This window comes from Saonia sp. (genome assembly GCF_056326165.1).
In genome coordinates this window covers 14,233-26,986 of the sequence record NZ_JBWFBN010000009.1, presented here as the reverse complement: position 1 = coordinate 26,986, position 12,754 = coordinate 14,233, and the positions used below count along the sequence as shown (strand labels likewise).

Sequence of the window (12,754 nt, the reverse complement as noted above, 5' to 3'; positions counted from 1 at the left end):
GTTTTTTAGTTTTGGGGAAAACATAAATTATGAAAGCAATATATTTTCTCTTTGCAGTATTTTTAGGTTCCTATGCTTGTGCCCAATCTAGTATTAATGAATTATTAGCAGCTGGCTTAAATGATGCAGAACGTTTTACCACTGAGTACATGTCCCCTGTTTCAGAAGGAGCAGTATATAGTTTTTCTGGTGGCTGGTACAATACTGCGGATGCTAAACCCCTTGGTGGTTTTGAAATTTCCATAATTGGAAATATGGCAGGATTTAAGAATAAGGAAGATAAAAAGAGCTTTGTTTTAAATACAGCCGACTATGAAAACATACAATTTTTAGATGGTAGTACATCTAAAACTGTTTCTACAGCTTTAGGAGATATTGAAGGCGTTGACATTCTAATTGCAGCAGAAGTTTCACCAGGTGTTACTGTTTCGGAACAATTGGAATTACCTACAGGATTGGCTTCAGAGAACATTAATTTTGTTCCATCTGGTTATGTGCAAGCAAGTGTTGGATTGATAAAAGGGACGGAGGTAAAAGCTAGATTTTTACCAAAAATAAACACTGATGAGGTTTCTGTAGGGCTATTTGGTTTGGGTATTCAGCATGAATTTACCAAACATTTACCTGCAGATAAAATATTACCTATAGCAATTTCCGGAGTTATTGGTTACACTAACTTAAATGGCACATATGATTTCACTAATTCTGATGTTATAGCTGGTGAAAATCAAAAGATTGATACTAAAATGAGTTCATGGATTTTTCAAGCAGTAGTGTCAACTAAGCTTCCCATTATCAATTTTTATGGTGGCATAGGATATCTTACAGGAAAGTCAGAAACAGATGTTTTGGGAACGTACATTGTGCAAACGGGACCATTTCAACAAACATATACGGACCCATTTTCTATAAACAAGGACGTAAGTGGTGTTGTGGCCAATGTGGGGACAAAATTAAAGCTAGGCTTTTTTAGATTAAATGCCGATTACTCAATAGGTCAATTTAACAACCTTTCTTTAGGTGTTAACTTTGGTTTTAGGTAGAAATATTTATAAATAATACATATAAAAAAGCCCCACTAGATTTTTCCAATGGGGCTTTTTTGTATTAAAGATTTGGGGTTTTATTCTCTAACAGCTAAAATATTACCTGCAGTATCTTCCAAAACAGTATGTGTATCACTTTCTTTTAGGATAACCAAATCATCTGGTAAGTTGGTGCCTGGGTAAGAAATAAGATATTTGTCATCTTTTTGGGTCCACTTAAAATCAGTTTGCATCTCAATAACATTACCATTGTATCTATGGTGTCTACCTAAATAAGCATCATTGAAAATCCATTCCAAGCGGTTGGAGTTTTTATTTGTACTGCTGGTTAAATTTGTAGCTTCATCGATCCATACTCCAAGTATTGGATCGTTGTTTTCCGGAATTCTAGAGCAATTACTGACTAAAAAAATAGCAATTATTGCCAAAAATGATAAAATCCTCTTCATCAATCGTAGGTTAAAAAAGTTTTGGTATAAGTTTTAACGCTAGAAAAGGAATCTGTATTGAAAAAATTCGATGTAATGCTTACTTTTTTAAATTTCTTCGTTGAACCGCATTTTTAATTAACACTTTACATTCATTATAAATTTAAATGTGAATTATAAAATCAGTACGATAACGGTCATTTTAAGCACTTATAAAGTCTAAAAATCCCTTTAAAATTCCTATTTTTGAAGCGCTAAAAATTTACTTAAAATCAATAAAATGAAAGTTACGGTAGTAGGAGCAGGAGCAGTTGGCGCAAGCTGCGCAGAATATATTGCAATAAAGAATTTTGCATCGGAAGTTGTTTTGCTAGATATTAAAGAAGGTTATGCCGAAGGTAAAGCCATGGATTTAATGCAAACAGCTTCTTTAAACGGTTTTGATACCAAAATTATGGGTAGTACAAGTGATTACTCTAAAACGGCTAATAGTGATATTGCAGTCATTACCTCCGGAATTCCTAGAAAACCTGGAATGACAAGAGAAGAGTTGATAGGCATAAATGCAGGAATCGTAAAAACTGTTTCTTCCAATCTAATTGAACACTCTCCTAACGTAACAATTATTGTTGTGAGTAACCCTATGGATACTATGACTTATTTGGTTCATAAAACAACAAATCTTCCTAAAAACAGGATTATTGGAATGGGTGGAGCTTTGGACAGTGCCCGTTTTAAATATAGATTGGCAGAAGCAATGGAAGCACCTATTTCTGATATAGACGGAATGGTAATTGGAGGGCATAGTGATAAAGGAATGGTGCCTTTAACCAGCCATGCTACAAGAAATAGTTTAAAAGTTTCTGAATTTTTAACAGAAGAAAGATTATCACAAGTTGCCGAGGACACCAAAGTAGGTGGGGCCACATTGACTAAATTATTAGGAACCAGCGCATGGTATGCTCCAGGAGCTGCAGTATCTGGTCTTGTACAGGCTATTGCTTGTGATCAAAAGAAAATGTTCCCATGTTCTACCTTCTTGGATGGTGAGTATGGTTTGGATGATATTTGCATTGGAGTACCGGTAATTCTTGGTAAAAATGGAATAGAAAAAATTGTGGAAATTAACCTAAGCGATGCCGAAAAAGCCAAAATGCAGGAAAGTGCTGCTGGGGTCAAAAAAACAAACGGTCTTTTAGAACTGTAAGAAAAAGCTAATAAAAATTCATGAGCATCCCGTAAACTACGAGATGCTTTCCTTTTATAAAACTGCTAAATATATTGTCATTTCCTATGGGAAATGATATATTTGCACGCTGTTTACGAAAACATCTATAAATTTATTTAAACAATGCAAAATAAAGGACTTATAAAGCTTTTTGCTTTCTTGTTTGGGATTGTAAGTATCTACCAACTCTCCTATACATTCATTACTAATAAGGTTGAAAAAGAAGCAGAAACTTTTGCTTTCAGCTCAATTCCTGAAGCTGAAGAAGATTATGTGGCCAAAAGAGAGGCTTTAGAAGCTAGATATTTGGACTCTATAGGAAGTAATCCAATTTTTGGATTTACGGATTATAATGAGGCTAAGAAGAAGGAGCTCAACAAAGGATTGGACCTTAAAGGAGGTATCAATGTTACCTTGCAGATATCTGTTAAGGATATTCTTAAAGGTTTGGCCAACAATACTAAAAACCCTGTTTTTAATAAAGCTTTGGCAGATGCTGATGCTGCATCTAAAAATAGCGACGATACCTATTTGGAATTGTTTTTTGATGCTTTTGATGACATTAAAGGCGATACTAAATTGGCAAGCCCAGAAATTTTTGCCAATAAGGAGTTGAGCGATGTTGTTAACTTCCAAATGAGTGATGATGAGGTTAAGCCAATCATAAGAACTAAAATTGATGAAGCCATTGTATCTGCTTTTGAAGTATTAAGAGAACGTATTGATGGTTTTGGTGTTACACAACCAAATATCCAAAGAGAAGGAAATTCTGGTCGTATTTTGGTAGAATTACCAGGTGCTAGGGATATATCACGTGCACAGGATTTATTGTCCAGTACTGCTCAATTAGAGTTTTGGGAAACGTATAAGCCAAATAACCAGAGTATAGGTACTTTTTTGGTTGCTGCCAATGAGTATTTAAAATCTGTTGTAGAAACCGATTCTACTGTTGTTGTAGATGAAGAAATTTCTAAGCCAGAATCTGAAATAGATTCTTTATTGTCCGATGTTGCAGATGATGCATCGGATTTGGTTGGACAGGTAAATCCTTTATTGGGATTAATACAAGGACCAGGTAAAACTTTTGCAATTGCCAGTGTTGCTATAAAGGATACTGCGCAGGTTGGAGAATACCTTAGGATGAGGGAAATACAGCGTTTAATTCCTGCTGAAATCCAATTTGTAAAGTTTGCTTGGGAACGCCCATCTACTGATTCAGAGGTGGTAGATTTGTATGCGTTAAAATCCAATCGTGATAACGCTCCAAGATTAAGTGGAGATGTGGTGAGCGATGCTAGAGATGATTACGATCAGTTTAGTAGACCAGCAGTAACCATGAGTATGAACACCAGAGGTGCCAAAGAATGGCAAAAACTAACAAGTGATGCCAATGTTAATGCAACGGGTATTGCAGTTGTTTTGGACAATAAAGTATATACTGCTCCTGGTTGTTCCGTTGTTGGTGGAATTTCTGGGGGAAGAACAGAAATTACAGGAACATTCACAGTAAACGAAACCAAAGATATTGCGAATGTATTAAGGGCAGGTAAATTGCCTGCTAAAGCAGATATCATTCAATCAGAAATAGTGGGACCATCCTTAGGACAAGAAGCTATTGACAGTGGTTTTATGTCCTTTATGATTGCCATGGCATTTGTATTGTTATGGATGATTTTCTATTATGGAAAAGCCGGAATCTTTGCGGATATAGCTCTTTTGTTGAACATTCTTTTAATTTTTGGAGTGTTAACAAGCTTAAACGCAGTATTAACATTGCCTGGTATCGCTGGTATTGTATTAACTATTGGTATGTCGGTGGATGCCAACGTACTTATTTTTGAACGTATAAAAGAAGAATTAGCAAAAGGAAAAGGAAAGGCCTTGGCCATATCAGATGGTTTTAGCAATGCACTTTCATCTATTTTAGATGCCAACATTACTACGGGCCTTACAGCTTTAATTCTATTTATTTTTGGAACAGGTCCAATTAAAGGATTCGCTACTACTCTATTAATAGGTATACTAACATCACTCTTTACAGCCATCTTTATTACAAGATTGTTGATAGAATGGTACATTAGTAAAAAAGGAAGGTCGTTGGATTTCTCAACTTCTATGACTAAGAACCTGTTTAAGAATACGAAGATTAATTTCTTGGGCAAGCGTAAGATTGCATATGTTATTTCTGCTATTTTAATAGGTATAGGTTTGTTTTCTTTATTTACTCAAGGATTACAACAAGGAGTAGATTTCATTGGAGGACGTTCTTACCAAGTTCGTTTTGAGCATGCGGTTAATCCTTCTGAAATAGCCTCTGAGTTAAATACCGTTTTTGGTAGTGGTACCAATGTGAAAACATATGGAGATGCCAATCAGATTAAGATTACAACTCCGTATAAGGTAGATGTAGAAGGTATAGAAGTGGATAATGAGATTCAAGATAAATTATATACTTCACTTCAAAAATACTTACCAGATGGTACATCCTTCTCTGATTTTACTGTTGGAGCCTCTGAAAAGTCTATTGGAATTTTACAGTCCACAAAAGTAGGGCCAACCATTGCCGATGATATTAAGAAGAATGCAGTTTGGGCCATCATAGGTTCTTTGTTTGTGGTATTCCTGTACATTTTGTTACGTTTCCGTAAATGGCAATTCTCATTGGGTGCAGTTGTGGCCGTTTTCCATGATGTATTAATTGTACTGGGTATATTCTCTTTATTGGGCAAAATTATGCCGTTTAGCATGGAGATTGACCAAGCTTTTATTGCGGCAATTTTGACTGTAATTGGGTACTCCTTGAACGATACCGTGGTGGTATTTGACCGTATTAGGGAAATTGTAGGACTCAAGGGATGGAAAAATGGTGAAAATGTAAATGAAGCTTTGAACAGTACATTAAGTAGAACATTGAATACTTCTTTGACCACTTTGGTTGTATTACTCGCCATTTTCATTTTTGGAGGTGAATCCCTAAGAGGGTTTATGTTCGCCATGATCATAGGTGTTATTGTAGGTACATACTCATCTTTGTTCATTGCTACTCCAGTAATGTTTGATACTTTGAAAAAAAGTATCCAATCTGGAAAAGAATAAGCTTATTCTTTCACATATAAATTAAAGCCACTTTAAAAAAGTGGCTTTTTTATGCTCTTACTTGTCTGTTTTTCAATAGATAATGTAACTTTAGGTTTCAATAAAAACCAGATTTAATTATTTGCACCTATTATGAGAAAACCAACCAGAACCTTTTTATTCGCATTTATAATATTGCTTTGTACGGCATGGATACTACCAACTTCGACTACCAATGAAAATACAGGACATTATTTATACGTGGCTACTCCTGGTATTAGGGATTATTTAGGGTATGGAGGTCATGGGCTTTTGGTCTTTGATATGGACAACGACCATAAATTTGTAAAAAGAATTAAGACAAAGGGCTTTCATGAAGATGGTACGCCATCCAATGTTAAAGGCATTGCTGTAAGTGCACAGCTCAATAGTATATATATTTCTACATGGGAAACCTTGCAAAGAATAGATTTAGAAACGGAAGAATTGATTTGGGAAATTCCTATAGAAGGTGGTTGTGACCGCATGTCGATTTCACCAGATGGAATGACCATGTATTTACCTTCCTTGGAAAAAGAGTTTTGGAATGTAGTGGATTGTAAGACCGGTGAGGTCATAACCAAAATCAATGTACATAACAGGGCACACAATACGCTTTATGGCTCCTCTGGGGACAAGGTTTATATGGGAGACATTAATTCTCCTTTTGTACATGTTGCAGAAACCAAGACACATACATTAACTCAAAAGATTGGGCCATTTAGTGCCGGTATCAGGCCTTTTACGATCAATAGCGATGAATCACTTGTATTTGTAAATGTAAACGAGTTATTGGGTTTTGAAGTTGGGGATTTAAAAACTGGGGAGAAGCTGGCGAGTATTGAAGTTCAAGGATGGGATAAAGGCCCTGTAAGAAGGCATGGAAATCCTGCTCATGGTATTGGCCTTACTCCAGACGAAAAAGAAGTTTGGGTGTGCGATGGGCATAATATGCGAATGCATATTTTTAGCGCAACAGCTCCTTACCAACAGTTGACAACAATTGCATTGAGCGATATGCCAGGTTGGGTTACCTTTAGTATGGACGGAAAGTATGCCTATCCTTCCAGTGGAGAGGTAATAGATGTTAAAACCAGAGAGATTCTCTATCTACTAAAGGACAATGACTACAATACAGTTTCCAGTGAAAAAATGATTGAAGTCTTTATGAAAGATGGAAAAGCAACTAAAATTGGGGACCAATTTGGATTGGGGAGGTTGAAAGAGATGGAATGATTAAATCTATATAGGGATCTTCGTTAACCACTGTGTTATTTCTTTACCTCAATAATGGTTTCTTTATATAAATTGGTCATTAGTTCTTCTTGCCCAGTTAATTCCCAAAACCTTAATTGAAATTGCACAAGAATTTGGTCAATATCTTCCATATTGTGGGCATTGGTATCGGAACAATAATCTAATATTTAAATAATTTGCTTTTCAAACTGTCACTTTTGCCTTCAACAATTTCCGTAATTCTATTTCTAATTTTTATATGTTGCTCTTTCCAGTTAGCAATTATTTCTGAATTCCGAAATAACTCTTTTTGAATACTTTCGATAGCAATTATCTTTTTCTTATTGCTTTTATAGTCATCAAATAATTTATTGATCAATAAGGCAAATAAAACACTAAAGATGGTTAATAACCCTTCATCTATATATTTTTCGGATGTTCAGAAGTAAGTGAGAACGAGTAATTACTTATAGTCGTTGTTAGCCATAGTATTATTTTTTATTATCAATTTTTAGAATAAAATAATTGCAATAAAAAACGAGGATTAAATTTTGATAAGAAAATACTACTTGCAATATGAATTATAGACCAAAACCCTATAATTTTTTTAAAGCTAGGTTGTGTTATGGAAGTATCCACTAAAAAAACGAATAAAAGGACAAACAATAGAGATACGAAGCCAATTTTAAGAAAGAAATGTGCCGTTTTTTTGGTGTTCTTTTCCAGTACATTTAAAATCCAGTAAGAAAACACATACCAAGTTAGTATATGGTAAAATCCTAAAAAATGAATATCAAAAACGGCATTTTTTAGAAGCATATAAATTACAATAAGGACGAGAGGTAGCTCAAAATAAACTAGACTTTTTAGTTCGCTTGTAACATATAAAATATACCCTAAACTAAATATTCCAATACCTATAAAAATGCTAAGAACCATTGAGTTCATAGGAATAAACAAGAGGGCGAAGCAAATGGAATAGAATATAGTTCTTCCTATTTTCAAATATTCATTGTCTTTATTTCGACTTTTAAAAGGTAGTAAATAAGCATCGGATAAGGCTGCATGGACAACCAAAAAATGAGGTGCATATTTTATCCAGTAGAAAGAAAAATACAGGCCAGATAAAAGAATGATTGATGCCAATATTAATGCTACTTTCTTTTTCTTAAGTTGAATTAAGTTCTTTTTTGAATAAACCGCACCGTAAAAAAAATGAGAAAATAGAAGCCCTACAAAAATCGATTTATAAGAAAAAGTGTTATAGTCTAAAGTAAAAGACATAATAGCAATAATGAGTATGCTTACATGCCGAGATGTAATTGAAAATTTTGATGATAATTGCATTTTAATTGTATTTTTCGTTTAAACATCTCGTAAGCGAGCCCGAGTTGCTTAGCAAAATTAATCTATACCGATAGATGAGACTTGTTGTAATATCTCAACTAATGCAATTTTTGAATCACGAGTTGTTATGCTTCTACTCGAATTGCAGAAGGCGCAATTTTATAAAATTCCTTGAATTTTTTTGTGAAAAATGAAGGTGTACTAAATCCGCATTTATAAGCTATTTCTGAAATAGATAAATCAGTTTTACAGATTAGTTCTAAGGACTTTATAAGTCGAAATTTTCTTATAAACGAATTTGGAGATTCTTTAATTAAATTATTAAGTCGCCTGTTGAGTGTCGCTTTACTAAGTCCTATTTTAGTTGCGTAATCTAATACCTTAAACTCCGGATCGGTATAGTTTTGTTCTAGAACGTGAAGGCAAGAGGTAAAAAACGATTCTTGTGTTTTAGATAAAGAAAAACTATTGGTGTCATTTAATAATGCGGCATCTAAAGTGTTATTTTCTGAATCAAAAAGTTCTTTTACAGTGGCACTTACCACAAAATTATGAGGTATTAGATTGCAAAAGTACTCACATTGTTTAATCGTATTTTCAAACATTTCATTCTCATGCTGTTCAATGGGAGACCCAGAACTAAGCCCAATAGACAAAGTAACATTTGATAACTTTTGCTTGTTAAAATATTTCTTGATAGCTAACAATGACATTACCGCATGAGAAATACTTTTAAATGATACCAGTAAATGATTTGAATGCTTTTTTACCAATATTCCTTTTGATATAGATACTAATTCTTTTATGGTAGCTATAGCTTCATCATTTAGTTTAGATGATATTTTAAGTCTTTCTTTTATAAATTGAAATTTAATAAGTGCTATAAATCGATAGGCAGGCTCATCAATTATATTAAGGCTAGCACCTACTTCTTTTTTGGGGTCTACTATTCTTCCTAAGAACGACTCAACTACAGAAGAATCCACCTCAATAACACTATGCGCCATTGAACCATGCGAATGAGCGTGCATATTATGAATAGCTTGCGCATTAGGAGCTTCAATTAAACAAAAAGCTGTCCTTCTAACCTCATCACACCAATAAGTAAGACCTCTGCAGTTATAGAGATGTTCAATTTTTAAGTCCTCTTGATGCATACGAGCGATATCTTCAGCTGTAATTTTGTCTTGCATTACATGCCTATCTATGTATATTGGCATAATATTTTAAGTTATTGAATCAGTTATTTTTGTGGAGGTATTATGGCTAACAATGGGATATAATTAATAACCAATACTTGGGAATATAACCATTGATTATATTCAATCTTACACGTTATATTGTTAAAAAGCTTCATTTATTGGTAATTACCCAATCCACCCTTTTTTAATACAATGGCCAGCAAACCAAACTAGAAAGACAGAAAAAAGAACAACCATGACAGGCATTATTGCGGCACCTGGCCCATATACATCCATGGCCTTTGCAATAAATAGACTGTGCACCATTTGTACAAGAACCCCAATAAGGGAAATAATAAAAATAGGTTTTGCCCACTTCTTTTTTAGCAAAAGACCTACACAACCCAAGAATCCTCCTATTACGGCAAGTGCGTAAGCAATTTTTGTCCAAAGAGGATATTTACCATATAACTCTCTTTCACTATCTGGCAATGCCTGTATGGCTTCATCGGACATCATGATATCTGCAAAAAATGCAGTAACGCCCATAAGGTTCCATATTAAAAATATAATGGATACTACCCAAAACCAAGTTGGGACTTTTTTAAGTTCAGCTGTCATAATTAATAGTTTTTATGTTAGTTGTTAAAGTTCTTATATACAGTTTGTTCGGAACAAATTAATTGTTTTTAGTAACTTTTCCTAAAGAACCTTTTGGATTCATCTCTAATTCATACACAAATTGGGGTTGTAGCCCTGGTTCTGTTCTATGCGATACAAAGAGGATGGTCGTTGTGCTCTCTTGGGCAATTTTGTTTACCAAGTGTACAAATAATAGGGCGCTCTCATCATCCAAACCAGCAGTGGGCTCATCTAAAATCAATAGTAATGGATGTTTTATCATGGCCCTTACAGTCATAATAAGTCGTTTTTGTCCCATGGATAAATCATGAAAATAAGTTTTTCTATAATCCCACATGCCAATGAGTTCTAACCACTCTTTTGCCAACTGGGTTTGGGTCTCTGTCGGTTTTTTATACAATCCAATAGAATCGTGCATGCCAGAAATTATCATATTCTCCAAAGAATGATGCCCCGTAAATTTATCGGTCATGGAAGGGGTAAAGTAACCTATCTTTTCTTTAATGTCCCAAACACTTTCTCCACTTCCTTTTTTTTGCCCAAAAAGATAGAGGTCTTGCCCATACCCTTTGCTACTATCTCCTGTAATCATGGATAGAATAGTGGTTTTTCCACTTCCGTTTTTTCCTATAAGTTGCCAAAACTCACCTTGTTTTATTTCCCAATTAATGTTTTGTAACACTGGTTTTCCTTCAAAACTTACAAATACATTTTTTAAAGCAACCAAAACATCATTAGAATAGTGAATAACCTTAAGGGGTAGAGGAATGGTCTTTTTAAAATGGATATCGCCCTCGTTTTTATTATCCAAGTAAGCGGATGAATCTTTAAGAAAATGTACTTTCTTGTTATCCAGATTGGCAAAATGGGTAATAAAGGGCAACACATCTATCTTTCTACTTACCAGTTGTACAATATGTATTTCTTGGGATATGGAACTAAGAATTTGTTTTAATTCTTTCTGAAAATCGACATCCAAGTTGTCAAACGGATTGTCAAGAATTAAAAAGTCTGGCTTGGAATCTAATAAGTATTTTAGAAGTGCTTTTTTCTGTTCTCCACTGGACATGGTTTTTAATAACTGCGGAGTCTCTTTGGTAATTTCCTTAAACCCGTGCCGCTCTTCTTCATCTATAAATTTCACCAATGCTAATTTTGAGAACAAAGCCCCTTTTAATTTGCTTAATTCCTCAAAACCTGGGACATTTTCCTTTAAAAGCGATTGGATAAAATGCTCTTTGTTGGATTGGTTGTTTATAAATAGGACCCAGTGCTTTTTTGAGTTCATACAATATGACTATTTAACATAAGTTCAACGTGACTTTTATTGTCTATTTAAACAAAACAACAGTTTGTCTGGTCGAGCGGAGTCGAGACCTTTTTTATATGGACATGCTGACCTTTCGACTTTGCTAAAGGGCAATTTAAAGTGAATAAGATAAAGCTTATTGTTTGAATTTTATTTAGATCTAACATACATTATTTTAGAAAGAGAAATTTATGCATTATTCGGCATAAACCCTATAAATGCCCACGGGATTGTCTTTGTAACTTGTTGTTTTATCTAAATGCATCCCATTGTTTAAGGCCACTTTTTGTGAAGGAATATTATCCACATGAATTATGGAAATTAATGAAGGTACCCATTGTTTTTCAAAAGCAATAGTTTTACATTTTATAGCAGCTTCTGTGGCGTACCCTTTTTTCCAATATTTAGGTAAGATGGAATATCCAATTTCTAATTCCTCTATGCCATCGACTGTTTGTACTAAAAGACCGCATTGACCAATAAGAGTATTGGTGTTTTTATCAATAAGAGCATTCATACCGCCCAAATTGTTTTCGTATCTGTAAAAAACTTTATTAAACCATTCTTGACACGCAACTTTAGGCTCAGCCTGTTCCCCTTCCCAAAATTGAGTGGATAAAGGTTCTTTATGAAAAGGAAGCCACAGATTAAAATCTGTAGGCTCTAGCTTTCTAAAAAGAAGCCGTTGTGTTTCTTCACCTTCTAGAAGGAATTTCATTTAATGGCGATTTACTTCTTGGTATAGGCTATGCTATCACCTACTTGCAGGGACCATTTTTCGGCAAGTCCAGCATTTAGTTCCAAAACATATTGCACAGGGACTTGAGAGGAAAGACCAGTTTCATCCATGGGGCTCGCATTCTTCTGAAAACTTGCAATTTTTAAGTCCGAATCTATAAAAACAATATCCAATGGTATTTTGGTATTTTTCATATAAAACGAATGCATAGATTCATTTGGAAAAATAAAGAGCATGCCTTGGTCTTCTTCCATGGATTCTCTATACATAAGACCAGTTTGGGTCTCATAATCGCTATCTGCAATTTCTATATTTACTTGAGCTAAAATAGAATCAGTCTGCGTTTTAAAGACGGTAAGCTCTCCTTCTTTTTTGAAGGAAATAGTTTCAGTTTTTACTTCTTTTTTTGATTTTTCCTTACATGAAGTTTGAAGAAGAACCCCAAAAATAAACAATAAAAAAAGAAATCTAATTTTCATTGAAA

10 protein-coding genes are annotated in these 12,754 nt (G+C 34.3%); 4 read left to right on the top strand and 6 right to left on the bottom strand.

Features of this window, described 5'->3' with window-relative positions; translation table 11 throughout:
• Positions 1-29 precede the first annotated feature (29 nt).
• Positions 30-1,043 (top strand): DUF6588 family protein, encoded by a 1,014-nt coding sequence (locus tag AC000W_RS09295; protein ID WP_474747795.1) that lies wholly within the window; start codon positions 30-32, stop codon positions 1,041-1,043.
• Positions 1,044-1,123: 80 nt separating this feature from the next.
• Here AC000W_RS09295 and AC000W_RS09290 read toward each other — a convergent pair whose 3' ends face one another.
• Positions 1,124-1,495, bottom strand: coding sequence for a hypothetical protein (locus AC000W_RS09290; RefSeq protein WP_474747794.1), 372 nt, complete (start codon positions 1,493-1,495; stop codon positions 1,124-1,126).
• A 259-nt stretch (positions 1,496-1,754) separates the two neighbouring features.
• Here AC000W_RS09290 and AC000W_RS09285 point away from each other — a divergent pair, with 259 nt between their 5' ends.
• From AC000W_RS09285 to AC000W_RS09275, 3 genes are all read left to right on the top strand, one after another.
• Positions 1,755-2,681 carry a malate dehydrogenase gene (locus AC000W_RS09285; protein ID WP_474747793.1) on the top strand — a complete coding sequence of 309 codons (927 nt, stop codon included), beginning with the start codon at positions 1,755-1,757 and terminating at the stop codon, positions 2,679-2,681.
• Positions 2,682-2,825: 144 nt separating this feature from the next.
• The gene (gene secDF, locus AC000W_RS09280) at positions 2,826-5,798 is read left to right on the top strand and encodes a protein translocase subunit SecDF (RefSeq protein WP_474747791.1); all 2,973 of its coding nucleotides are present in this window, start codon (positions 2,826-2,828) and stop codon (positions 5,796-5,798) included.
• A 132-nt stretch (positions 5,799-5,930) separates the two neighbouring features.
• Positions 5,931-7,052: a YncE family protein gene (locus tag AC000W_RS09275; RefSeq protein ID WP_474747790.1), complete on the top strand. Its 1,122-nt coding sequence runs from the start codon at positions 5,931-5,933 to the stop codon at positions 7,050-7,052.
• Positions 7,053-8,524: 1,472 nt separating this feature from the next.
• On the opposite strand, the gene AC000W_RS09270 is transcribed toward AC000W_RS09275, so the two are convergent.
• The 5 genes from AC000W_RS09270 to AC000W_RS09250 form a co-directional block, all read right to left on the bottom strand.
• Entirely contained in the window at positions 8,525-9,619 is a 1,095-nt protein-coding gene (locus AC000W_RS09270) for a nickel-binding protein (RefSeq protein WP_474747788.1), read from the bottom strand.
• A gap of 147 nt (positions 9,620-9,766) precedes the next feature.
• Positions 9,767-10,201, bottom strand: a complete 435-nt coding sequence (locus AC000W_RS09265; protein ID WP_474747787.1) for a hypothetical protein — start codon at positions 10,199-10,201, stop codon at positions 9,767-9,769.
• A 58-nt stretch (positions 10,202-10,259) separates the two neighbouring features.
• Positions 10,260-11,510, bottom strand: coding sequence for an ATP-binding cassette domain-containing protein (locus tag AC000W_RS09260; protein ID WP_474747786.1), 1,251 nt, complete (start codon positions 11,508-11,510; stop codon positions 10,260-10,262).
• Positions 11,511-11,727: 217 nt separating this feature from the next.
• Complete coding sequence (locus tag AC000W_RS09255) at positions 11,728-12,249, bottom strand: GNAT family N-acetyltransferase (protein ID WP_474747784.1); 522 nt, start codon at positions 12,247-12,249, stop codon at positions 11,728-11,730.
• 11 nt (positions 12,250-12,260) lie between these two features.
• Positions 12,261-12,749, bottom strand: a complete 489-nt coding sequence (locus AC000W_RS09250) for a DUF192 domain-containing protein (protein ID WP_474747783.1) — start codon at positions 12,747-12,749, stop codon at positions 12,261-12,263.
• Positions 12,750-12,754 lie beyond the last annotated feature (5 nt).

Excerpts from the sequence above, each read along its gene's own strand:
- AC000W_RS09265 (WP_474747787.1), bottom strand. The coding sequence starts at position 10,201 with ATGACAGCTGAACTTAAAAAAGTCCCAACTTGGTTTTGGGTAGTATCC.
- AC000W_RS09290 (WP_474747794.1), bottom strand. The coding sequence starts at position 1,495 with ATGAAGAGGATTTTATCATTTTTGGCAATAATTGCTATTTTTTTAGTC.
- AC000W_RS09285 (WP_474747793.1), top strand. The coding sequence starts at position 1,755 with ATGAAAGTTACGGTAGTAGGAGCAGGAGCAGTTGGCGCAAGCTGCGCA.
- AC000W_RS09270 (WP_474747788.1), bottom strand. The coding sequence starts at position 9,619 with ATGCCAATATACATAGATAGGCATGTAATGCAAGACAAAATTACAGCT.
- secDF (WP_474747791.1), top strand. The coding sequence starts at position 2,826 with ATGCAAAATAAAGGACTTATAAAGCTTTTTGCTTTCTTGTTTGGGATT.
- AC000W_RS09255 (WP_474747784.1), bottom strand. The coding sequence starts at position 12,249 with ATGAAATTCCTTCTAGAAGGTGAAGAAACACAACGGCTTCTTTTTAGA.
- AC000W_RS09295 (WP_474747795.1), top strand. The coding sequence starts at position 30 with ATGAAAGCAATATATTTTCTCTTTGCAGTATTTTTAGGTTCCTATGCT.
- AC000W_RS09250 (WP_474747783.1), bottom strand. The coding sequence starts at position 12,749 with ATGAAAATTAGATTTCTTTTTTTATTGTTTATTTTTGGGGTTCTTCTT.
- AC000W_RS09275 (WP_474747790.1), top strand. The coding sequence starts at position 5,931 with ATGAGAAAACCAACCAGAACCTTTTTATTCGCATTTATAATATTGCTT.
- AC000W_RS09260 (WP_474747786.1), bottom strand. The coding sequence starts at position 11,510 with ATGAACTCAAAAAAGCACTGGGTCCTATTTATAAACAACCAATCCAAC.